Below are 23,054 nucleotides of genomic sequence, written 5' to 3'. Positions count from 1 at the left end.
GCGTGCGGATCATGATCGCGGATGATGACGCGGCCATCCGTGAGTCGCTGGAGCGGGTGCTTCAGGTCGAGGGTTACGACACAAGCACCGTCGCCAACGGTCTCGCCGTGCTCGACGGGGTCGGTGAGGCCGGCGGTGACACGCTGGATCTGCTGATCCTCGATGTGATGATGCCCCGCCTCGGCGGGCTGGAGACCTGCCGGCGGTTGCGGGCCGCGGGGCGGGATCTGCCGGTGCTGATGCTGACCGCCCGTGACCAGGTCTCCGACCGGGTCGCGGGGCTGGACGCGGGCGCCGACGACTACCTGCCCAAGCCGTTCGCCACCGAGGAGTTGCTGGCCCGGGTGCGGGCCCTGCTGCGCCGGCGGACGCCGACCGACGGGGAGTCGCAGATCCTGTCGTTCGCCGACGTCCGGCTCGATCCCGACAGGTTCGAGGCGTGGCGTGGCGGGCGGCCGCTGCGCCTGACCCGGACCGAGTTCTCCCTCCTGCAGGTCCTCCTGCGCAACGCGACCCGGGTCTTGACCCGCGACGCGCTGTTCGAGGCGATCTGGGGCTTCGACATGAGCACCACCGCCAACAACCTCCAGGTATATGTGAGCTACCTACGTCGCAAGATGGAGGCTGAGGGTGAGCCGCGATTGATCTACACCCTGCGCGGCCTGGGATACACGTTGCGGGAGACTCCTCCGTGAGCAGGCCCGCCGGCCGGGAACCGCGCCGGCTGACCCGGTGGTGGCGGCGGCGGTCCCTGCGGACCAGGCTGACGGTGATCGCGGCTACGGCCATCGCGGTCAGCGTGTTCGTGGCCTTGCAGGTGGCCATCGAGATGCTGGACTGGGAGCTGCAGGACACCGCCGAGGATCAGCTGCGCGCCGACTCCCGCGTCCTGGCGACGAACGCGGAGCGGGCCGGTCTGACGCAGGTCGAGCTACCCCCGTATCCCGGATCCGGTCGGCTGGTGCGGGTCGTCCTGCCCGACGGCTCGACCCGCACGCCGGCCGGCCAACCCGCGCTGCCCCCGGTCAGCGAGCACGCCGGGCGCGTGGCGCAGGGCGCGTCGGCCAATCTGATGGAGTCGAACGACAGCGACGACGGCTACCTCATCTACACACTGCGGGCTGGCGACGGCGCGGTCCAGGTGGCCCGCGTCGCCGACGACAGCCCGATCACCCGGTTCGGGTTGGGCGTGCTGCTGATCGGGCTGCTCTGTGTGGTCGGCGGCGCCCTTGTCGGGCGGACCGTGGCGCGGACCGGGCTGGCACCGATCGACCGGCTGACCGCCGCCGCGGTACGTGTCGCGCGCACCCAGGATCTCGACGCCGACATCCCGGATGAGGGCGGTGGGGAGATACGGCGGCTGATCCAGTCGATCAACGACATGCTCACCGCGCTCCGGGACTCCCGGCGGGCCCAGCGGCTGCTCGCTGAGGACGCCGCCCACGAGCTCAAGACCCCGCTCACCAGCCTGCGCCTCAACGTCGAGCTGCTGATCCGGCTCGATCGGCGCGGCACCCTGGACAGCGCACTGCCGGCGGAGAGTCGGAGCCGGCTGCTCAACGATCTCGGCGCCCAGGTGGCCGAGTTGAGCACCCTTGCCGCCGAGCTGACCGACCTGGCGCGCGGTGACGTCAGCGACGAGAGCACCGAGCTGCTCGACCTCGCCGACGTGGTGGTGGCCGCCGCGACCCGGGCGCGTTCCCGCCTGCCCGACATCGAGGTCGCGCTCGACGTGACCTCCGTGTGGGTGAGCGGGCGTCCCGCCGCGCTCCAGCGGGCGGTGCTCAACCTCATCGACAACGCCGGCAAGTGGTCCCCCGCGGACCAGCCGGTCCAGGTCCGGCTCCGTGCCGAGGGCGCGTCGGCGGTGCTCGAGGTCGACGACGCCGGGCCGGGCATCGACGCCGCCGACGTACCGCGGGTGTTCGACCGGTTCTACCGTGCCGACAGCGCCCGGGCGTTGCCGGGATCCGGTCTGGGGCTGTCGATCGTGCAGCGGGTCGTCGACGCTCACGGCGGTCGGGCCACCGTCGCCCGCTCCGTACGCGGTGGGGCGCTGCTTCGGGTCGACCTTCCGGCCGCGGCCCCGCCCGCCCCGATCGCGCGGCTCACCGCCGGGGAGGACACCGCGGTGAGCTGACCCGCCCCGGCGGCGCAGGACCAAAGGGCGGCGACCGTCGGGACCATGGAAATATCCGGGACGGGACTGGGTCCCCGTCCCGGATCTCGTCCGTGCCGCCGCGCTCACCGTTGCAGCGCGGGCTCCTCGTCGGCGAGCGACTGTTGACCGTCCGGCGGCTCCACCGTCGGACGTGATAGCCGGCTCGGCCACCAGATCCGCCGACCGATCAGCAGGGTGAGGGCGGGCACCAGGACCGACCGCACCAGCAGGGCGTCGAGCAGCACGCCGAAGGCGACCAGGAACCCGACCTCGATCAGCATCACCAGCGGAAGTGTGGCGAGGACCGCGAATGTGGCCGCCAGGACCACGCCTGCCGAGGTGATGACGCCACCGGTGGCGGAGAGGGCTTTGAGCATGCCCTCTCTGGTGCCGAGACGCACGGTCTCCTCCCGGGCCCGGCTGGCCAGGAAGATGTTGTAGTCGACGCCGAGCGCCACCAGGAACAGGAATGCCAGTAGCGGCACCGAATAGTCGATACCTTTGAACCCGAGGATCGTGTCGAAGACGAACACGCTGCCGCCGAAGGCTGCGGCGAATGAGACGATCACGGTGGCCATCAGGACCAGGGGGGCCACGATCGCGCGCAGCAGCAGCCCGAGGATGATCAGGACGACGGCGAGCACCAGCGGGATCACCAGCTTCTCGTCGCGGCTGGTGGTCACCTCGGTGTCGAGGTTCTCCGCACTCGGCCCGCCGACGATCGCCTCCGCCCCGCTCACCGCGTGTACGGCGGTGCGCACCCGCTTGATCGTGTCGTACTCTGCGACGGTGTCCGGCGCGTCCGTCGGGAACACGGAGATGTCGGCCCAGCCACCGCTGGTCTGACCCGGGATGGCCAGGGCCACACCGTGAGTGCCCTTGACGAGGTCGAGCACCCGCTCCTGGTACGCCGGCCGCGTGAAGATCGTCATCGGCTGGCCGCCGAGTTCCGGGAAGTGCTGGCGGAGAACGGTGAAGCCGGTGACCGACTCCGGCGCGGACAGGAACTGGTCCTGCTCCCGCAGGGCGCCGGTGTTGCCCGCCAGCCCGATGGCGAGAACGCCGAGGACTCCGAGCGAGCCGAGCGTCGCCACCCACCGGCGGCGGCTGATGGCGGTGCCAAGCCGTCCCCACAGCCCCGGCTTCTCCTCCACGGCCTTGCTGAACCGCGGGATTGCCGGCCAGAAGATCCGCCTGCCGAGCACCACGAGTACCGCTGGGAACAGCGTCAGCATGGCCACCAAGGCGCACAGGATGCCGGCCGCGCCGATCGGGCCCAACCCGCTGGTGCTGTTCAGGTCAGCGACGAGCAGGCAGAGTAGGCCGGCGACCACGGTGGCCGCGGACGCGACGATGGCCGGTGCCGCGCCGCGTAGCGCGTGGACCATCGCAACCCGGACGTTCTCGTGGTGGTGCAGTGCCTCCCGATATCGAGCGATGAGCAACAGCGCGTAGTCCGTGCCGACGCCGAATACCAGGATCGTCAGCAGCGCCGAGTTCTGGTCGTTGACCACGATGCCGAAGCCCTTGACGAGCAGGTAGACGGTCGCCATCGCGGTCAGTGCGGCCGCGCCCACGGCCACCAGCGGGATGAACCACAACACCGGGCTGCGGTAGGTGAGGATGAGCAGGAGCGTGACGACGACGACGGTGGTGAGGAAGACCTGCAGGTCGATGCCGTCGAAGACAGCGTCCATGTCGCCGTCGATCGCGGCCGGGCCGGTCACGTCGAGTTCCAGGCCGGAGGGGCGGTCCTTCGCGGCGTCACGCAACGGGCCGACGATGGCCTCCGGTGCGCCGTAGGTCGTGCTCACGTCGAGGGTGAACATCATCGCCTTGCCGTCGGTGGAGAGTCTCGTCGCCGGGCCCTCGTCGTCCTCGCCGGCCGCCACTTTCGGCGGGTACCGCTTGGCAAGGGTGTTGTAGTGGCGCTCGACCGTCGCGCGGTCGGCGTCGTTCATGCCGCCGGCGCGGTGGTACACGAAGACGAACGTGTTGTCGTCCCCGCCGGGGAGACTGTCCTCCAGCACCGCCACCTTGGTGGACTCGGCACTGGCCGGCAGGGTGTCCACGGCACTGTCGGTGGTGACCGAGCTCAACTTTCCGCTGAGCGGCACCATGACCGCTGCCAGCGCCACCCACAAGCCAATCACCAACCACGGCACCCATCGGCCTGCCAACCGACCGGCCGGCACTTCCCCGGACGGCGCTGCGTTGACTGCCATCACTAGCCTCCTACATACGGGTTGCATCGCTCATCTGATGCCTGCTTCATACCGAGCGAATCTGAGACGACCGTTAATGCGGCGCTCAGGCCGGTTGGCCCGATCCAGGTGTCCAGCGCACGCACCAGCGTGGTGGCGTCGAGGTCCTGCCCGGTAGGCAAGGCCCAGGCGACGCAGCCGTCGGGCCGGATGAGCGACGCGTCGACGCCCACCCGGTCCGTGCGGGCGGTGACGGTGTTGACCGTCCGGTCCACCCGGCCGCGGCGTCGCGGACCTCCGCGCGGTCGACGAGGTCGAGCAGGAGCCCACGACCCTCACGCAGCAGGTCCGCCGACCGGGTCACCGCGGCGACGACGGCAGGGTGTCGGGCGAGCGGCTGTCGCCTACGAACCGTGTCCTCATCGGATGGGGATGTGGAGGTCGCGGAATGGGCCGATCTTGACCTTGAGGGTGCCGGCGGTGTCGGGTAAGGCGAAGAGGTTCCAGAACTCGCGGGCCTGGCCTGGTGCGAATTTCTCGGTGCTGATGCGGACGCCGGAGACGGCTGTGCATGCGCAGTAGAGGTCCACGCCGTCGTCGGTGGGGACCTCGAGGCGGCCGGGCAGGTACTGGCGGCGGGCGGCGACGTCGGTCACGCGGACGTTGGTGGCGGCCTGGTATTTGTAGGCCTCCCAGTCTTGGGCGTGGTGGAGGTCTCTGAACCAGGCTTCGGAGGTGCCTTCGTTGGTGATGGTGTAGGTAAGTAGGCCGAGGCCTGCGGGTAGTCGGCGTAGGCCGGTGATGTTCATGGTGATGGGTTGGCCGTCGGCTGTGGTGGTGCCGGTCAGGTCGGTGGTGGCGGTGGTGGTCGTGGGCGCTGGTTGCTGGGTGGTGGGCTGGGGTTTGGGGAAGGTCACGGTGACGCGGCGGTTGCGGCGTTTTCCCTCGTCGGTGTCGTTGCGGTAGAGCGGGCGGTGTGAGCCGTGTCCCTCGGTGTGGAAGCGGACCCCGTTTCTGGTCAGTAGGGCTGTCAGGGCGTGTTGGACGGCTTGGGCGCGGCGCAGTGACAGGGGGTTGTTGATGGCGTCGGTGCCGGAGGAGTCGGCGTGGCCGGCCACTGTCACCGCGGTGGCGGGGGAGGCGTCGATGAGCTTGGCGGTGCGGGCCATGACCGACTTGGCTTTGGGGGTGAGGGTGGCCTTGTCCACCGCGAACAGTACGTCGGCAGAGAGGTTGACCTGCAGGTCCTTGCCGTCGTCCGCGGTCTCCTCCGACTTGTCCAGGGATTCGGAGGGGAGAATGAGGCGGCGGGTGAGCGGGGTGACGGGTTCGGCATCGGGGTCGGGGAAGTTGCCGGCCGGAGCGTCGTCGCTGATGGGCACGTTGAGCATCGGCGGGCCTACCGGGGTGACGACGGCGGTCGTCGCGGGGTTGCCCGACGGTGCGGGCAGCACGGCGTAGACGGTGATCGACTGGCCAGGGTCGATGAAGCGGCTCGGGACGTCGCGGTCTACCGCGCTGCACAGGCAGGGGGAGCTGGCGGGTTTGTATGGCAGGAGCCAGGTCCGGGCCTGTGCGTCGAGGACGCCGATGCCGGAGGCCCATTTGATCTCGCCGAGCGGGCGCGTGTGGTCGCCCATCTCACCGGCCCAGGACAGACGCTTGTCCGTGCCGGTGTTGGACAGACGAACCTGAACGATGAGGTGCCTGCCCTTGACGCGGTTGAGGCCGACAACCTCGACCTTGAGGTTCTCGGTCATGGTGCTGCGGGTTTCGGCCAGAGCCGTGCCGGTGCCGGTGCCGGTGCCGACGGTGGCGGTGGCGGTGGCGACCGGAGTGTTGGAGGCGGGCGGGGACGGGGAGTCCTTGTTCGGCGGTCCCCCGCACCCGACCATCGCCAGGGTGAGTACGGCGCTCAGGGCCAGCCTCCGGCTAGACCTGGGGGAGGCGTTCTGAGATCGGGATGGACGGAGCGTGGTCATGATCCTCGTTTGCGGTCGATGCGGTCGGTCGCGAGTGGAACCCACTGTGGCTCGGCAGGTTGTAGCGCACGCGGTTGTTCGGATCGGCGGCGTCCGCTGTCCGGCCTGTGCCCGGCTCCTGCCTTTCAACATTGGTCTCACCACATGCACTGGACGGAGCCCCACCCCGTTCTGTGACAGCCACGAGCCACGACCGCCTCCCGCGCCGGGACTGTCCAGGGTGGAGATTGCCGGCGCATCCTGTAGCGCTCACTACAACTAGAACGATCGCTACGGTAGATTTGTGGCGGCGGCATCGTCAAGGCCCCAGCGAGGCGAGAGGTGTGCGGAATGACAGGGACACGGCCCACGCGCAGGAAGCGCGCCAACGGCGTGGAGTCGCGGCAACGCATCCTCGACGCCACCGTGCAGATCGCGAGTGAACGCGGGTACGAGGGGACCTCGATCGCTGCGGTGAGTGCCCGCTGCGGGTTGCCCGCGAGCTCGATCTACTGGCATTTCAGGGACAAGGACGACCTGCTCGCCGCAGTGATCGAGCGCAGCTTCGAAACCTGGCTGGCGGCCGTCGACCTGCCCGGCGAGGAAACCGGTACGCCACTGCAGCGAGTCGTCGCCGTCGGCGCGGCGGTGGCCGCGTCGCTCGTCGCCGCCCCCGACTTCCTGCGCCTGGGCCTCATGCTCGCCTTGGAGCGGCGGCCCGAGGAGCCCCGCGGGCGGGCCGTGTTTCTCCAGGTCCGCGAGGTCGCCCGACAGAAGTTCACCGAGGTTATCGAGACACTGCTGCCGGACCTCGATCCGGCGGACGTGCGGACCGTCGTGACGTACGCCCTGGCCGGGGCCGACGGACTGTTCCTGCAGCGCGAGATCCATGGCGATGCCGTCGATCTCACGGCGATGTTCGAGCTGCACGCGCGGCTGGTCTACGAGGCGGCCCTCCGGATGGTCCCAGGGGCTCTCAACGACCACACCACGCCGTAGCTGCGGTCAGCGGTGGTGGGGGATGGAGTTCACGGCCGTCCCGCAGCAGCAGTGTCTGGCGCGTCGAGAGGAATCACAGCATGACCAGCCAGTTAACCCGGATCGACGTCCATCAGCACATCCTGCCGCCCTTCTACCGCGCCCTGCTCGCCGAGGCTGGCATTGCGGCGGCGGGCGGTCGGGCGCTGCCCACCTGGACACCCGAGTCCGCATTGGACCAGATGGACCTGCTCGGCACCGCCGTGGCCCTGCTCTCCGTCTCGACCCCCGGCACCAGCTTCCTCACCGGCCCGACCGAAGCCGGCGACCTTGCGCGGCAGCTCAACGACTACGCCGCGGGGCTGGCCGCCGAGCATCCAACCCGATTCGGGTACTTCGCCACCCTGCCGATGCCCCACATCACGGCCGCCACCACCGAGGCCCGTCGCGTCCTCGACGAACTCCGCGCCGACGGCGTCACTCTGCTCGCCAACAGCAACGGCGACTACCTTGGTGGCCCCGACCAGGACGCGCTGTGGCAGACCCTGGACGAGCGTGCCGCCGTCGTCTTCGTCCACCCCGCTGACCTGCCCGGACCAGCCATCGACGGCATCCCACCGTTCGCCGCCGACTTCCTGCTCGACACCACCCGAGCGGCCTACCTCCTCGTCCGAACCGGCGTCCTCCGGCGATACCCCAGAATCCGGTTCGTCCTCAGCCACGCCGGAGGCTTTCTGCCCTACGCCTCGCACCGCATGGCCCTGGCCATCGCCGCCGACACGGCACGCAACCCGCTGGACATCCTGGACGACTTTCGCGCCTTCTACTTCGACACCGCTCTGTCCTCGAGCCCGGCCGCTCTGCCCACCCTGCTCGCCTTCGCCCGACCCGGGCGTGTGCTTTTCGGCAGTGACTGGCCCTTCGCGCCCACCCCGGCCGGGCAGTACTTCGCCAACGGAGTCGACACCTGCCTCGAACTCGGGCAACTGCGGGCGGTCAACCGCACCAACGCCGAAGCCCTCTTCCCGCGCCTGGCCACCGGTGGCACGGCAGACCCCGACCATCGGGTGACCGCGCGCCTGCAACGGGCGGCGCAGCGGAGCGCCGCCCGGCTCTTCTTCCGACTCGTCCAGTCCGGCAACGGGGAGAAACAGATCCCGTGAGCGCCACCGTGGACCGTCCGTTCGGCGGCGTCATGACCTGGGGTGACGCGTGTCACGTGGTGTCAGGTGTCGGTGTTCCGCGGTGTCTTGGGGGCATGACAGCACAACGCGCGCCACAAGGTCGTTGTCATCGGTGGTGGTCATGCCGGGACGCTCGCGGTCAACCATCTGCGCATGGGTGCCGGCGTGGACATCACTCTGGTCAACGCCCGGTCAGACCTCGTCGAACGAGTACGGGTGGTCCCGTCCGTGACCACTGACGAGCATGCCGAGCGGTTCGTCCTGTTGCGGCCGCTGCTGTTCACGATCGTGTACGAAATTCTCGGCTCGGCCACCGAATCCGACGACGTGCTGCAGGACAGCTATCTGCGGTGGTCCCAGGTGGATCTGGCGACGGTGCGAGACACCAGGTCGTACCTGGCGCGGCTGGTGACCCGGCAGGCGCTCAACGCCATGCGGGCGAGCGCGCGTCGTCGCGAGGACTACGTCGGCCCGTGGCTGCCCGAGCCGCTGCTGCTCGATGAGAACGACCCGTCCGCCGATGTGGTGCTCGCCGAGTCGGTGTCGATGGCGATGCTCGTACTGCTCGAAACCCTCACCCCCGATGAGCGTGCGGTTTTCGTACTGCGCGAGGTGTTCGGTTTTGACTACGACGAAATCGCCGCGGCGGTGGGCAAGTCCGTGCCGACGGTGCACCAGGTGGCGCATCGTGCCCGCGAGCATGTGCAGGCGCGGCGCAGGCGATTCCAGCCCCTCGACGCCAGGAAGGCCGCGCGCGGCGCTGCCAAGGCTCGCCACCTCGCGGCGCGGTCCGCCGTCAGCGCCGCACACATGCGCGGTGAGGACCTGGGCGTGTTCACGCATGGCAGGGTGGAGACCCTCAACCCTCGGGACAGTGAGCCGGCGGCGGCCTGGCCAGAACTGTTGGGGTACCTCAAGGACTTCTACGGCGATGACTTCTTCGACTGGGACAACGACGTCGTCTACTACCGGCTGCATCCGCACTGGATGACCGTCTTCGCCCCCGACACCGCGAAGCTCACTGCGGCGCGTTGCGAGAGGGTGAACAAAGGTTGACTGCATTCGCACGGGACCTCGCGAGTATGGGACGCGAGACGATCGACGTGGTGGGGGCTCGGACCAACAATCTGCGGGACGTGTCCGTGAGTATCCCCAAGGGGCGGCTCGTCGCCTTCACCGGCGTGAGTGGCAGCGGCAAGACCTCGCTGGCCATCGACACCCTGCACAACGAAGCCCAACTGCGGTATCTGGAGGGACTTTCGCCGTTCGTACGACAATATATTACCCAGCGTAATCGGCCGAAGGTCGATCGAATCCTGGGCCTCGGCGCGACGCTCGCGGTCGACCAGCGCCGTCTGAACCGCAACCCCCGCTCCACGGTTGCGACGATCACCGGCATCGACGGGCACCTGGGGCTGCTGTACTCGCGCCTTCCGGGGATCGGCACAGACTCGGCGGCGGCGGTCGAGGACGAGCATCTGACGACTGCTCACTTCGACCGCAGTACACCGGAAGGGAGTTGTGCGGACTGCCACGGTGTGGGTGGGCGCTGGCAGGCCGCGGAAAGCCTGATCATCACCAACCCGGAGCTTCCGCTCTTCGAGGGGGCCTCACCCTGGTACGCGAAATGGCGCTCGGGGGAACACGCGTTCGTACCGGCGCTTGCCGAGAAGCGGGGCGTGGACCTCGGCCGGTCGTGGCAGTCGCTGCCCGAGGAGTTCCGTCACTGCGTGCTCCACGGCACGGGTGACGAGAACATCGAGGCGACCGTGGAAATGACGAACAAGAATGAGACGGCCCTGGTGACCTACACCTCGAGCCAGCCTTTGCGAGGCGCGTTAGCTGAGGTGGAGCGGGTGTTCGTGAACGCCCAGACGTCCAGCGCCAAGCAGCGCTACCTGCCGTACATGCGCAAGCAGCCCTGCGGCACCTGCGACGGCAGCGGGTACAACCAGGTGGCGCGGTCGGTGCGGTTCGGCGGGCTGACGTACCCCGGCCTGCTCGAGGTGGAGGTACGGGAGGTGCGCCGCTGGGCGAAGCGCGTGGCGGACGAGTTGGGCGCCCGGCAGCGGGAGGTGGGTGAGCCGCTGCTGCAGGACCTCGGTCGCAGGCTCGGAATCCTCGACCGGCTCGGCCTGGCCCATCTCCAGCTGTCCCGGAGCGCGGCGTCGCTGTCCGCGGGTGAGTTGCAGCGGACCCGGCTCGCCGCGCAGCTCAGCACCGAGTTGAGTGGCATCATCTTCGTCCTGGACGAGCCCGGGACCGGGCTGCATCCGGCGGACAAGGCGCACCTGCTCGACATCGCCCTGGACCTGCGTGGGGCTGGCAACACGGTGCTCCTCGTCGAGCACGACCCCGAGCTGATCGCCCGAGCCGACTGGGTGATCGACATGGGCCCCGGCGCGGGCCGTTTCGGCGGTGAGGTCCTCGTGTCGGGGCCTCCCGCCGACGTGGCCGCCCACCCGACGTCGCTGACTGGGCGCTATCTGGCCGGTAAGGGGCCGCGGCTGCATCGGACCCGCCGCCCGGCCGGGGACGACACCGGCTGGATAAAGCTGCACGGTCTGCGTGCGCACAACGTGACTGCGGACCTGGTGAGTTTCCCGGCCAATCGGCTCACCTGCCTGACCGGGGTGAGCGGCAGCGGCAAGAGCAGCTTGCTCGGTGCGCTCGGGTCGGGTGTGGAGGCCGCTCTGAACGGGACGGTGACGGACACGGTGCGGGAGGTCACCGGCGTCGGGGAGTTCAGTTGGGTCGCCGTCGTCGATCAGGAACCGCTTGGGCGGACGCCGCGGTCCAACCCGGCGACGTACAGCAAGGCGTTCGACATCATCCGCAAGCTGTTCGCCGAGACCGACGTCGCGCGCGGGCGCGGGGTCAACGCCTCCTGGTTCAGCTTCAACGCCGCGGACGGCGGCCGCTGCGAGAGCTGCACCGGTTATGGTCGCAAGCTGGTCGACATGCACTTTCTGCCGGATGTGTGGGTGGTCTGTGACGCGTGCGAGGGCCGGCGCTACCAGCCGGAGGCTTTGGACATCAGGTACAACGGGTTGGTCATCGACGAGGTGCTCGACCTGACTGTCGCCGAGGCCGTGCAGCGGTTCTCCGAGCCCCGGCAGCTCGCCGAGACCTTGGGGGCACTGGACCGGGTCGGGCTTGGCTACCTTCAACTCGGGCAGAGCGCCACAGAGTTGTCCGGCGGCGAGGCGCAGCGGCTGAAGCTAGCATCCGCGATCCAGCGCGGCGCGGCGAGCCGCAAGGCCGGTCTCGTCATTCTCGACGAGCCGGTCTCTGGCTTGCACCCGTCCGACATCCAGCGGGTGGTGGACGCACTCGATGTGTTGCTGGACTCGGGCAACACCGTCGTCATGGCCGAACATGACATCCCCGCCGCCGCGTCGGCGGACTGGGTGATCGACCTCGGGCCGGGAGCCGGGTCCGAGCGGGGGCGCGGTGGTCGCGGCGGGCACCCCGGACGACGTCGCGACGGCGGACACTCCGACCGCAGGCTTCTTCCGGCGGTACGCGGGGGGCCTGCCGCTCCTGGCGGCGCGGGACGGCGCACGCTGCTGAGGGGTCGGGACGCGCACTACGTCACGGCTGCGCTGCCTCGCGCCGTCGTCGCGTGTTCGATCATGCGGCCTGGAGGGTGAAGGCCAGCGTCGCCGAGCAGATGACCAACATCGCCGTCGCGTTCAGGAACAGGTTGCGGCCGAAATCGCGGGCGCGGACATGCGCCGATACCGCCGCCGCGAAGTAGCAGACCAGCGCCGCACACACGAGCACCGCCAGCGGCGGAACCCAGATCCCGACGATGAGCCCAGCCGCTGCGGCAGCCTTGAGCGGAGGGAGAAACTTCCAGAAGCGTTCGGGGAAGCGGACGTCGTTCAAACATTGCCGAATGAAGGCGACCGGCTGTACGCATAGCACCGCGTCGCAGAGCTGGATCACTGCCAACAAGGCCAGCGGCCACCAGGGTTGCACCATCTCGAAGGACTCCTCAGGTAAATGGGTCGCAATCAACCACACCGGACGTGAATGGAGCCTCACCAGTTCGGACAACGGTGATCCGCCATCGTCTGCGACCCGTTCCCGACTCCTGCTGCCGTGCCAGTCAGCCACCCTGCCTCAGCGGAGAGGCTCAGCCCTCCGCCGTGTCTTGGCCTTCTCCGGTGCCCGCCTGTCGTCGGGTAGCGGCAGCGGGTGGGGGGTGCGCGCCCGCGCCGAGGACGTGCTTGGCCACCGCGTCGGCGCGGGGGGTGTGCGCGCGCCAGTGGAGGTAGCCGTCCGGGCGGATGAGCAACGCTGTGCCGGGCTTTGCTCGGTAGGCCCGGCGAAACGTCCCGTCGCGGTCGATGACCACCCGGCCGGAGAACGACGTCGACCGCGCGGGCGTGATCAAGCAGGTGTGCACCTCGTCGGGAAGAGCATCACAGTCGAGGCGGCTGGCGGAGGCGTCGCCGACGAGGAGCAGCGTCCATTGTGGCCCGCGGAGCAGGTCGAACAGCCGCAGCGGTTGCCCGGTGGCGGTATCGACGAGGTGGGCATCGGGGGCCCGATCGCCGGGTCGGACGCGGCCGCCGGACAACTCGTCGTCCGCCAGGGGCCCGTCGTGGTAGCCGATGTCGATCTGGGACACACGAGCGGTGAGCCTGCGGTTGATCGAGGGTCGGCTGAGTAGCGGCAGGAGCAGTCGTTGCACGGCGAACCGGACGAGCGGGTTGCGGCTGGTGACCACGTCGAGGATGTCGGTGCTTTGCGCCAACGCACGACGGGCGACGGGAAGGCGTTCGGCCGGGTAGGTGTCGAGCAGGGTGTCGTCGTGGCCGTTGAGGCAGGCGGCAAGCTTCCATCCCAGGTTGTAGGCGTCTTGGATGCCGGTGTTCATTCCCTGCCCTCCAGTGGGCGGGTGCACGTGCGCGGCGTCGCCGGCAAGCAGGACTCGGCCGCGGCGGTAGTCCTCGACCATGCGGACGTTGACCCGGAAGTTCGACAACCAGGTCGCGTCGGACAGGCGGACCTGCGGGTGGCCGGTGCGTTCGTCCCAAAGCCGCTGGAGGGCCTCCAGGGTGGGCTCGAGGTCGTCGCCGGCGGTGATGCTCGCGCCGATCTGCCATTGCCCGGTCTCGGGCAGGCCAGCCAGACCGAGGAACGACCCGTCCGTGCCGAGCCATGCGTGTGAGCGAACGGCTCCGTCGACTTCGGGGTGCCAACCGGGAACTGTGACATCACCGAGCAGGTAGCGCTGCGTCTCGTCGGACGAGCCGGCGAACTCCAGGCCGAGTGCGCGGCGCACGATGCTGTGCGCGCCGTCGCAGCCGACGAGGTAGCGGGCGGTCAGATCCTCCCGGCCGCCGTCCGGTGTGGTGACCACGGCGCGCACCACGCCGTTACCAGCGGAGAAGGACTCGAGGCGGGTGTTGAACCGAATCGCGGAACCGAGTTCGTGCAGCCGCCGTGCGAGCAGCGTGGTGGTGCGCCACTGGGGGATCATCACGATGTTGGGGTACGGCAGATCCGCGCGCGGCTCGGCGAGACCGGCGGGTATCCGCGCAAGGCGCCGGCCATCGCGGTACAGGGTGATGTCCTGGCGCGACTGGCCGTGTCCCAGAACCGCGCCGACAACACCGAGATCGTCAAGCACCTCCAGGCTTCGAGGTTGCAGGCCCTTGCCTCGGGACTGACGAGGCAGTGCGGGCGCGGCCTCGATCAGCACCGCGCGAACTCCACGGCGGGTCAGATCGACCGCGAGGGTGAGCCCGGTCGGGCCGGCCCCGACGATCAACACATCGACGGCGGGCACGGCGTCCGTCCGCAGGTGGGGACGCCCGAACGGGACCTCAGACATGGGGAATCAGGTCTGGCAGTAGGTCGAACACCGCACGTCGACTGGCAGCGTCGAGCGGCGGGCGGGTGGCGTTCGCTCCGATCAGGAGAAGATGCGGCAGCAGGGCGGCGGCCCGCGCCCGGGTCGGGTCGGGCACAGCACGGTTCCAGAGGGTCTCGAGGAAAGTGAGCCGTGCGCTGTCGACGCGTTCGACCACGCCAAGCGCGCCGTCGTTCCCGATCGCCCACGCCCGCAGGGCCCGATCCAACTCGGCGTCGAACAGCTCGTCGAGCCGCGAGGGAAGGGCCCGCAGGGCGTCGACCGGATCGACGGTCGCGAGCTCGTCTGACAGCCCGTCGAGCACTGTGACCTGTTCACGCTCGATATGAGTCAGCAACGCCGCGTGGTAGTCGGCGACCCCCGTGAAGTGGTGATGGAACGACCCCTTCGTCAGGCCGAGGCGGGCAGCCAGACGGTCGATCCGCACACCCGCCGGCCCCTCGTCGGCCAGTACCACGACGCCCTCGTCGAGCCAGAGTTCACGTGTTCCCATCATTCGAGCATACCATACGGTATGGTATGCAGCCTTGAGCGGACTGAGAATCACGCACCGAGGCAGCCGGGAGGGACACGGTGCCGCGCTCGTAGGGCGTGATGTCGATGCTCGTGACGAGGCCGTCGTGTACGCCGATCCGGATCAATGCGAACGGGTGCCCACCAGGGGCGATCACCGCTCCCGGGCGACCCTCGACGAGGACCGGGGCGGCGGCGCCGATGCGGTCCACGAACGCCCTGGTCTCCTTCGCGACCGCCCAGGCGCCCCGGACGACAGGCGCGGTGCCATCCGCGAGGAATCCGAGGTCGGCCGTGCGGACGACGTCAGGCGCCAGGAGCGTGACGAGCCGCGCGATGTCTCCGCCACGCGCCGCGGCGAGGAACGCGTCGATGATCTCCATCTGGTGGGCGGACCCCGGCAGGTCAGCCGCACGAGCGTCCCTGAGCCGGATCCGCGCTCGACTCGCGAGCTTCTTCGCCGCGGCCACCGTCGTGTCGAGCACGGGCCCGATCTCGTCGAACGGCACGGCGAAGAGGTCATGCAGCACGTAGGCCACCCGCTGCGGGGGAGACAGTTCGTCGAGCACGACCAGCAGCGCCCGGGAGACGTCCTCACGACGGACGAACGCCTCGTCGGCCGCGAGCTGCTCGCCGGGGATGTCGTCGGCCGTGAGCGGGACCTCGCGCCGGCGATGGCGGGCGCGAAGCTGGTCGAGGCACACGCGTGCCGTCACCGTGGTCAGCCAGCCCTCGGGGTTGACCAGTTGCGCCGGGTCGGCCGACCGCGCCCGCAACCAGGCGGCCTGCACCGCGTCCTCGGCATCGTTGTGCGAGCCGACGATGCGATAGGCCAACGACATCAGTCGGGCCCTCGAAGCCTCGAAGTGTTCGACGAGTTCCACGTCTGGTCACCTTTCATACGTGCCGGGCGTCAGAAGGGGCGAGAGACCACAACCTGACGAACCCGCGCACGTGGAGGCACCAATGAGTCTACCGACTGCTCGATCCCGCCGGCGCGCGTCATGATCGCCGTACTGGAGGGCGTCCTGGTCGTCGCGACCATCCTTTGCGCCCTCGCCAACGCCATCGAGGTGACCGCCAAGACGATCAGGGCGGACTTCGTGGTGCGCAACTGCACCGAGGTCGGGCTGTCCGCACGGTGGATCCCCTACCTCGCGGTGGTCGAGGGGGCCGGCGTCGTCGGTCTGGTGCTCGGCCTTCTCGGCGTACGTCCCTTCGGATTGGCCGCAGCCGTCGGCCTCGTCCTGTTCTTCGTCGGCGCGATCCTGGCCCACGCCCGCGCGCGGGTGTTCCACAACATCGCGTTTCCCGCGGTCTTCCTCGTCCTCGCCGTCGCCGCTGTGGGGCATTTCGCGTCGACGACCGCCTGATCAATCGACGATCGGCCTCTGCGGTGCGGGGCTGAGGGTCCGCCCTGCGCGACCGCGACCTCCCGGCCGACGAGCCGTCCACGGCCGGAGCTTGTCGGGGTGGCGTACCGCCCAGATGCGCTTGATCCGGTCGCCTACGACCTCGAACGCGTACACCGAGACGGTGACGCCGTCCTGCTGGGCGATCAGGCCGGGTTGGCCGTTGACCGTGCGCTCCAGGATCGTCAGGCCGCGAAGCCTGCCCTCGAGATGGACCAGGGAACGCACGATCTCCTCGGTGCCTTCGATCGGGCGGAGCAGGGCGCCGACGACGCCGCCGCCGTCGGCGATCGCCGTCGCGTCGGGGTCGAGAAGGCCGATGAGCGCGTCGATGTCCTTGGCTTCCCAGGCCTGCTTGAAGCGCCGGACGATGTCGGCGCGCCGGGCTGTCGAGGTCGCGGGGGCCTGCGCCGTGCGAACGCGTCGGCGGGCCGAGGAGGCCAGCTGGCGGCATGCCGCCGGGGTACGGCCGACGATGTCGCCAACTTCCGCGAAGGAGTAGCGGAAGACATCGTGCAGGATGAACGCGACGCGCTCGGCCGGGGTCATCGATTCGAGCACGACGAGGAAGGCCATGTTGATCGATTCGTCGAAGGTGACTCGGTCGGCCGGGTCGATGGTGGTGACGTCCGTCCGTCCGGTGATCCACTCCGTAGGTTCGGGTAGTGGCTCGGGGATCCATTCGCCCACGTAGGTCTCTCGCCTGGCTCGTGCCGAGGAGAGCACATTGAGGCAGATGCGGCTGGCGACCTTCGTCAACCAGGCGCCGGGGGCCTTGATGGCTTCCTGCTGTTCTCGGGGCATGGCGTACCAGCGAGCGTAGGTCTCTTGGACTGAATCCTCGGCGTCGGCCAGGGAGCCGAGGAGTCGGTAGGCAAGATTGATCAGCTGACGCCGTTCGTTCATGACCGCGGTCAGGCTCGGATCGGGTCGAGCGTGTCCTGGCTCGGATCGGGTGGTCATGATGTCGCCGGCTCCTTCTTGTCGCGTCTGCCCTCAGTTGGTTCGACAAGACAGCACACCGAGTTGTGAGGTTCGCGCATCGCCTCACATTCCGAGGGGCTCTGTTGTCGTACTACTGAGACGAACACACGTCCAGCGAGCAGGCGAGAAATCCTTTGCACGTATGAGATCGATGTGACGAGAAGGATGAGATGCAGACTCACATGGCCAAAGCCCTCCAGCATTCCGCCGACGGGAGGTCGGCCACCATCACACGAAGCGGCCGGACCTGGAGCCGGATCCGCTCCGTCGCCTTCTGGGTCACCACGTTCGTCATCGTTTTCGAGTTGACTGCCGGATCGGTGTGGAACCTTCTGACGATCGAATGGGTCGAGGTCCAGTTACACCACCTGGGATACCCGCACTTCTTCGCCTACGTCCTTGGCGCGTGGCAGGCGGGTGCGGCCGTCGCGATCATCGCGCCCGGGCTCCCGCTGCTCAAGGAATGGGCCTACGTGGGTGCCTTTTTCCTGTGGTCGGGTGCAGTGGCGTCGCACCTGTCAGTCGGTGACGGTCTTCAATCGTGGGGGGTGCCGCTGATGTTCGGTGCGTGCGCTGTCGCGTCGTGGGTGTTGAGGCCCGCCGACCGTCGGCTCCCGCAGACGCGGCTCCGTCGGGACCGCTTTGCCGGCGCTGGGCAGGCTGGCGCCGCCTCGCCGGACATCCGTCCTCGCGCCTGGGTTGTTCCGATCGGGCTCCTCGTTGTGCTGTATGCCGTCTCGTTCCTCACGCTGCCCGTGGTGGAAGACGTCATGCGCGAGCAGGCAGTCGAGCTCGGCTGGATCAGCGAGTAGGACCGGGTCGACCGCGTCACGCTGACCCATCGAGGATTCGCCATGGCGATACTCACACTCGGTGCACAGTGGCCGGTAATCCGTCACGCATATGCGAGCATCGACGCACGCTACGTAAGTGCGGCCGTTGGGTGGTGGGGGAACATGCCCAAGAGTCAGGTGCGGCGTGACCAGTTCGGAGGGCTCCTCAGGACCCTCCGCTTGGAGCGGCGGCTGACCCAGGAGGAGCTTGCCGAGGCGGCCGGTTCCAGTGTCCGCGGCATCCGGGAGATGGAGCGCGGCCGGGTGCGTAGCCCACAACGACGGACGGTGGTGCTGCTCGCCGACGCCCTGCGGCTGGCCGGGGCGGACCGCGACCGTTTCGTCGCCCTGGCCCGGGTCGAGCGGCAGCCGCACGACCGAGCGGCGGTGCCGGACGACCGAGCGGTGGTGCCGGACGATCGCGTCGCGGTGCCGGGCGACCGCGCGAAGGTGCCGGACGATCGAGTGCCGGTGCCGCACAACCGCCCGGCGGTGGTCGTACCCGGGGAACTGCCCACCGCCGTTCCGGACCTGGCCGGCCGGGCGGAGATCCTGGAACGGCTCTCGGCGCTGGCCGCCGACGTCACCGCAGGGCGGCCGGACACGGCCTCGGTGGTGGTGCTGCACGGGCCGCCGGGGATCGGCAAGACCAGCCTCGCCGTCGTCGCCGGCCATCGACTCAGCCCGGCCTTCGCCGGCGGACAGCTCTTCGTCGACCTGCAGGGCGTCTCGCCGGACGGCCCGGTCGACCCGGCCGAGGCGCTGGCCGGACTGCTGCGGTCGCTCGGGGTGCCGGACAGCCGGGTGCCGGTGTCGCTGGCCGAGCGGGGTGGTCTGTTCCGCACCCTCACCCGGGACCGGGCGCTGTTGGTGGTCCTGGACAACGCCGCAAGCGAGGCACAGGTACGCCCACTGCTGCCGGCCGGGCGGGGATGCCTCGCGCTGGTCACCTGCCGGCGTCCACTGACGGGCCTTGCCGGTGCGGTCCGCCTGCCGCTCGACCTGCTCACCCCGGCGGCCGGTCGACTGCTGCTCGCGGCGATCGTCGGTGCCGACCGGATCGCCGCCGAGCCGGTCGCGGCCGACCAACTCGTCAAACTCTGCGGCCGGCTGCCGCTGGCCGTCCGGATCGCCGGCAACCGCCTCGCCAGCCGACCGCAATGGTCGGTCGGTTGGCTGGTGGACCTGCTCCACGACCAGCGTCAGCGGCTGACCGCGTTGACCGCTGGAGACCTGGGCGTCCGATCCGCGTTCGAGGTCTCCTACCGGCAATTGGACCCGATGACCGCGCGAGTGTTCCGGCGGGCCTCGCTGATTCCCGGCACCGACTTCGAACCCGCGCTGGTCGCCGCCGTGGCCGGCACCGCCGAGGAGACCGCGGCGGCGGCCCTGGAGGAGTTGGTCGAGGCCGGTGTCCTCCTGACCCTGGGGGACCGGTACCAGTTCCACGACCTGGTGCGGCTCTACGCCCAGGAACGCCTCGACGCCGAGGAACAACAGGACTGCCGGACGAGGGCGCACGATCAGATGGTCGCCTGGCTGCTGCGGCGTACCCGGCAGGCCGGCTTGATGTTCGAACCGGTCGCCTGTCGGGTCGACTCCCCGTTCGACGACGATCGGGCGGCGGCGTACTGGTTGGATCGGGAGTCCGGCAACTGGCTGGCGGCGCTGCGCGACGCGGCCCGGCGCGGTCGGCACGCCGACGTGGTCGCGGTCACCAGGGCTCTGCACTGGTACTCGGACGCCAACAGTCACCGGCACTCCTGGGACGAGATCTTCTCGCTGGGAGTGGCCGCGGCCCGGGCCGCCGGTAGCCCTCGCGACGAGGCCGTCCTGCTGAACTTCCTGGGCTGGGCCCGGTACTTCTGCCGGGACCGCAACATTGATGGGCTGGCTGCCCTGGATCGGGCGCTGGAGTTGGCCCGGCTGATCGGGGACCGCCGGGAGGAGGCGTGGGCGCTGACCTACACCGCCGCGATCTTCATTCGGATCGGCAGCGGTGTGCTGGCCGTCGACCATTGCCGGCGGGCCGTCGGCCTGTTCCGCGAGATCGGGTACGCCCTCGGCGAGAACGGAGCGGCGAGCGTGCAGGGCGGGGCGCTGGCCGCGCTCGGCCGGTTCGCCGAAGCGGCCGACCTGCACCGCGACGTGCTGGCGTTCTACGGCCACGGCAGCGGTCTCAGCCGTACCGGCGCGGTGGTGGCCAGGGCCGGGGCGATGATGAGTCTCGGGGCGGACCTGGCCGGGATGGGCCAGTGGCGGGCCGCCGCCGACGAGTACGCCCACGCCCGGCGGCTGTTCCACAGGTGCGGCGCGACGTTCAGCGAGGCCAACGCCATCCACCGGTACGGGCTCGCGCTCCAGGCGTTGGGTGAGGTCGACGCGGCGGCCGAGGCGCTGGGGGCGGCGCTGGCCCTGTATGCCGCGCTGTCCTGCCCGTGGTGGGAGGCGCAGACCCTGTACGCGCTCGCGGCGCTGGCCGGCTCGGCTGCGGGCGGGGCCGCCGACGCCCGCCAGCTGCGCGAGCGGGCGCTCGACCGGTGCGGCGAACTGGACGCACCGGAGGTGCGGACCCTGCGCGCCACCCTGCGACGGGAACTGGCCGAGTTCTGACCGACACGCACCGGGCCCCGCCGGCGATGCGGCGGGGCCCGGTGTCGGTCGACAGGGTCAGTTGCAGGTGGTGCCGTTGAGGGTGAACGGGGCCGGGGTGGCGGGGGAGCCGTTCGCGGTGAAACCGAAGTTGACGGCGCCGCCGCTCGGGATGCTGGCGTTGTGGTTCTCGTTGGTGACAGTCACCGCCGCGCCGGTCTGCTGGAAGATGCCGTTCCAGTGGCCCTGGACGAGTTGTCCACCCGGGAAGGCAAAGCCCAGCGACCAGCCGTTCGTGGCCGGGCCGTCGTTGTAGACGGTGACGCTGGCGCTGTAGCCGGTGCCCCACGAGTTGGTGACGACGAAGGACACCCGGCAGGTGCTGACGATCGGCGTCGCCGGCACGATGTTGCCGTAGTCGTCGCGGGCGGTGGCGAAGTCCTGGAACCCGAAGCCCCGACCGGCCGACCGGGTGGTGGTGCCGGCCGCGAGCACGGTGCCGTTGGCGTTGACGGAGTAGACCGGGCCGCCACTGTCGCCGCCCCGTGCGGACTCCTGGCCGTCGAGCTGGGTGGCCTCGACGAGGTCCTCGATGTCGTCGTAGTGGAAGTCGACCCGCAGGTTGCAGACCGGACCGCCGATCGCACCTGCGGAGGTGTACCCGGACTGGCACAGCAGTTGGCCGGGGAAGACCTCGGTCCAGCCGACCACCTGGGCGCGGACCTCGTCATGCTGACCGCCGACGTAGAGGTGACCGCCGGGCGTCGACGTCGAAATGATCATCGTGTCGTGGTCGTCGTTGCTGTCGACCGCGTAGCCGACCAGGGTGCCGGTGCCGGTGGTGGTGTTCCAGCCGACGTGCCAGGGCGAGCCGATGGCTCCGCAGTGTTCGGCGGTGAGGAGGTAACCGGCGTTGGTGTCCGCGTTGCGTACGCCGAACCCCGCGGTACACCCGGGCGTGGTGAACCCGATGCCCGCCCCGCCGTCGAACGGCGCGGAGTCGTTGGCCCGTGACCGTTCGACCATCCGGTCGCGTTCGACCACGCTGGTACGGACGCCGGTGACCGGTAGCTTCGGCAGCTTGGCGCCCGGGGTGTGGTCAACGGCGATCTCGATGCCGGTGCCGTCTGTGCGCAGCCTGACCGCGTGGCTGGCGTCGGCCGGGTCGGCTTCCACCACCGGGGTGAGTCTGGCGGCCGCCTTGCGCAGTTCTGCGCGGGAGTAGGTGGCGTTGGCCACCTCGACCGGCGCGGCGCGGCGGGCGGCGGTGACGGCTGCGGCGATGTCGGTGGGCGGCGCACCCTTCCACCACAGGGTGACGTGGTCGTCGACCAGGCCGATGCCGGCATAGCCGCGTGCCGGCGCGCGTTCCACAGCGGTGCGGATGACATTGGCCGCGTCGACAAGTGGGGCCTGGGCGACCATCTGCTCCAGGGTCTGTGCCGGGATGATGTCGAGGAGGGACTCGGCGCCCCCGGCGGCCCCCGGTTGGCCGGACTCCGCGTACGCGGAGGTGGGACCGGTGAGCGCCGTCGCGCCGATCAGTGCCCCGACGACCACCGTACGGGTGATCGCTTTCCGTATTGATGTCATGCCGCTGAGTCAAGCAACGTCCGTTGCCGGGAGACAGGCAGGACGCCCGGCAGGAGTCAACATGCCGGCGGTCCTGCCGGCAGTCGTCCAGGGGTGCCCATCGGACTGCTCAAGGTGGTGGGTGTCGTCATCCTGGGGCGCGGGCGGCGGCTGCGGCGACGGTTGCCAGGTCTTCGCTGGAGAAGCCGGCGCGGCTCAGCACCGCCAGGGATTTGTTCGTTGCCAGCGTGCACAGCGCCAGCTCTGCAGCCTCCTGCTCATCGGCCCCCGCCGCCAGCAACGCCTGCTGCAGCATCGCCCGCAAACCGTCGATCATGGCGCGGACCATCGCCTGCCCCTCTGCGTCGAGGGCCGGGAACTGCGTTGCCGACACCGTGAGCAGGCAGCCGTCCGGGACTGTCGGGTCGGCGATGCGGTTCAGGGTGACCTGCAGGTAGGCGGCCACAACGGCGCTCGGGCTCGGGTGGGGGCCAGACAGTGCCTGGTCGTACAGCGGGTGGTAGGTCTGCGCGTACCGTCGGAGGCTTTCGCGGAAGAGGGTGCTCTTGTCGCCGAAGGTGCCGTAGAGCGAGCTCCGGCCCAGGCCCGTGCCCTCGGTCAGGCGGTCGATCGAGGCCTCCGAATAGCCCCAGCGCCAGAAGACGTGCATCGCGCGTCGTAGCGCCTCGTCCACGTCGAATTGCTTGCGGCCCGCCATGGTTCGCAGCCTACACATCTTGCACCGATCGTTCCAACATGTGTACGGTCACCGG

Annotated in this window: 18 protein-coding genes and 1 pseudogene; 9 read left to right on the top strand and 10 right to left on the bottom strand. The window is 69.7% G+C overall.

Annotation, left to right across the window (positions count from 1 at the left end):
- The first annotated feature begins 2 nt into the window (after positions 1-2).
- Together KBX71_RS31260 and KBX71_RS31255 are read left to right on the top strand one after the other, a co-directional pair.
- On the top strand, positions 3-695 hold the full coding sequence (locus KBX71_RS31260; protein WP_307847421.1) for a response regulator transcription factor: 693 nt from the start codon (positions 3-5) through the stop codon (positions 693-695).
- On the top strand, positions 692-2,140 hold the full coding sequence (locus KBX71_RS31255; protein ID WP_210821334.1) for a HAMP domain-containing sensor histidine kinase: 1,449 nt from the start codon (positions 692-694) through the stop codon (positions 2,138-2,140). The genes KBX71_RS31260 and KBX71_RS31255 overlap by 4 nt, the downstream gene beginning before the upstream one ends.
- A 104-nt stretch (positions 2,141-2,244) precedes the next feature.
- Here the strand turns inward: KBX71_RS31255 and KBX71_RS31250 are convergent, their stop codons facing one another.
- The 3 genes from KBX71_RS31250 to KBX71_RS31240 all read right to left on the bottom strand — a co-directional run bounded on the left by KBX71_RS31250 (position 2,245) and on the right by KBX71_RS31240 (position 6,347).
- On the bottom strand, positions 2,245-4,314 hold the full coding sequence (locus tag KBX71_RS31250) for an MMPL family transporter (protein ID WP_307847424.1): 2,070 nt from the start codon (positions 4,312-4,314) through the stop codon (positions 2,245-2,247).
- A gap of 74 nt (positions 4,315-4,388) precedes the next feature.
- On the bottom strand, positions 4,389-4,640 hold the full coding sequence (locus KBX71_RS31245; protein ID WP_210821332.1) for a hypothetical protein: 252 nt from the start codon (positions 4,638-4,640) through the stop codon (positions 4,389-4,391).
- A 144-nt stretch (positions 4,641-4,784) separates the two neighbouring features.
- Positions 4,785-6,347 (bottom strand): OmpA family protein, encoded by a 1,563-nt coding sequence (locus KBX71_RS31240; RefSeq protein ID WP_210821331.1) that lies wholly within the window; start codon positions 6,345-6,347, stop codon positions 4,785-4,787.
- A 372-nt stretch (positions 6,348-6,719) separates the two neighbouring features.
- Between KBX71_RS31240 and KBX71_RS31235 the strand changes: the two genes are divergently transcribed.
- The 4 genes and pseudogenes from KBX71_RS31235 to KBX71_RS31220 all read left to right on the top strand — a co-directional run bounded on the left by KBX71_RS31235 (position 6,720) and on the right by KBX71_RS31220 (position 12,061).
- Positions 6,720-7,325: a TetR/AcrR family transcriptional regulator gene (locus KBX71_RS31235; RefSeq protein WP_307847419.1), complete on the top strand. Its 606-nt coding sequence runs from the start codon at positions 6,720-6,722 to the stop codon at positions 7,323-7,325.
- Between the two features lie 80 nt (positions 7,326-7,405).
- Positions 7,406-8,467 carry an amidohydrolase family protein gene (locus KBX71_RS31230; protein WP_210821329.1) on the top strand — a complete coding sequence of 354 codons (1,062 nt, stop codon included), beginning with the start codon at positions 7,406-7,408 and terminating at the stop codon, positions 8,465-8,467.
- Between the two features lie 186 nt (positions 8,468-8,653).
- The gene (locus KBX71_RS31225; RefSeq protein ID WP_307847417.1) at positions 8,654-9,544 is read left to right on the top strand and encodes a sigma-70 family RNA polymerase sigma factor; all 891 of its coding nucleotides are present in this window, start codon (positions 8,654-8,656) and stop codon (positions 9,542-9,544) included.
- Positions 9,545-9,570: 26 nt separating this feature from the next.
- A pseudogene (locus KBX71_RS31220) lies at positions 9,571-12,061 on the top strand (excinuclease ABC subunit UvrA).
- Between the two features lie 60 nt (positions 12,062-12,121).
- Here the strand turns inward: KBX71_RS31220 and KBX71_RS31215 are convergent.
- The 4 genes from KBX71_RS31215 to KBX71_RS31200 form a co-directional block, all read right to left on the bottom strand.
- On the bottom strand, positions 12,122-12,550 hold the full coding sequence (locus KBX71_RS31215; protein ID WP_210821327.1) for a DoxX family protein: 429 nt from the start codon (positions 12,548-12,550) through the stop codon (positions 12,122-12,124).
- Between the two features lie 79 nt (positions 12,551-12,629).
- Entirely contained in the window at positions 12,630-14,336 is a 1,707-nt protein-coding gene (locus KBX71_RS31210) for an FAD-dependent monooxygenase (protein WP_210821326.1), read from the bottom strand.
- Positions 14,329-14,868: a TetR/AcrR family transcriptional regulator gene (locus KBX71_RS31205; RefSeq protein WP_256442195.1), complete on the bottom strand. Its 540-nt coding sequence runs from the start codon at positions 14,866-14,868 to the stop codon at positions 14,329-14,331. Before KBX71_RS31205 ends, KBX71_RS31210 begins: the two co-directional genes overlap by 8 nt.
- Positions 14,855-15,772 carry a sigma-70 family RNA polymerase sigma factor gene (locus tag KBX71_RS31200; RefSeq protein WP_210821324.1) on the bottom strand — a complete coding sequence of 306 codons (918 nt, stop codon included), beginning with the start codon at positions 15,770-15,772 and terminating at the stop codon, positions 14,855-14,857. Before KBX71_RS31200 ends, KBX71_RS31205 begins: the two co-directional genes overlap by 14 nt.
- Before the next feature lie 120 nt (positions 15,773-15,892).
- Between KBX71_RS31200 and KBX71_RS31195 the strand changes: the two genes are divergently transcribed.
- Positions 15,893-16,261, top strand: a complete 369-nt coding sequence (locus KBX71_RS31195; RefSeq protein ID WP_210821323.1) for a DoxX family protein — start codon at positions 15,893-15,895, stop codon at positions 16,259-16,261.
- Here the strand turns inward: KBX71_RS31195 and sigJ are convergent, their stop codons facing one another.
- Positions 16,262-17,206, bottom strand: coding sequence for an RNA polymerase sigma factor SigJ (gene sigJ / locus KBX71_RS31190; protein WP_210821349.1), 945 nt, complete (start codon positions 17,204-17,206; stop codon positions 16,262-16,264).
- Between the two features lie 260 nt (positions 17,207-17,466).
- Here sigJ and KBX71_RS31185 point away from each other — a divergent pair, with 260 nt between their 5' ends.
- Both KBX71_RS31185 and KBX71_RS31180 read left to right on the top strand, forming a co-directional pair.
- A complete protein-coding gene (locus KBX71_RS31185; RefSeq protein ID WP_210821322.1) occupies positions 17,467-18,096 on the top strand; it encodes a DoxX family protein in 630 nt (209 codons plus the stop codon).
- A 144-nt stretch (positions 18,097-18,240) separates the two neighbouring features.
- Positions 18,241-20,730, top strand: coding sequence for a helix-turn-helix domain-containing protein (locus tag KBX71_RS31180; protein ID WP_210821321.1), 2,490 nt, complete (start codon positions 18,241-18,243; stop codon positions 20,728-20,730).
- A 57-nt stretch (positions 20,731-20,787) separates the two neighbouring features.
- On the opposite strand, the gene KBX71_RS31175 is transcribed toward KBX71_RS31180, so the two are convergent.
- Positions 20,788-22,302, bottom strand: a complete 1,515-nt coding sequence (locus KBX71_RS31175; protein ID WP_210821320.1) for a cellulose binding domain-containing protein — start codon at positions 22,300-22,302, stop codon at positions 20,788-20,790.
- A 127-nt stretch (positions 22,303-22,429) separates the two neighbouring features.
- The gene (locus KBX71_RS31170; protein ID WP_210821319.1) at positions 22,430-22,999 is read right to left on the bottom strand and encodes a TetR/AcrR family transcriptional regulator; all 570 of its coding nucleotides are present in this window, start codon (positions 22,997-22,999) and stop codon (positions 22,430-22,432) included.
- Between the last annotated feature and the right edge of the window lie 55 nt (positions 23,000-23,054).

Source organism: Micromonospora sp. D93 (assembly GCF_018070365.1).
Taxonomy (GTDB): domain Bacteria; phylum Actinomycetota; class Actinomycetes; order Mycobacteriales; family Micromonosporaceae; genus Micromonospora; species Micromonospora ureilytica.
The sequence above is the reverse complement of the archived record's forward strand: the minus strand, read 5'-3'. Positions and strand labels throughout refer to the sequence as shown.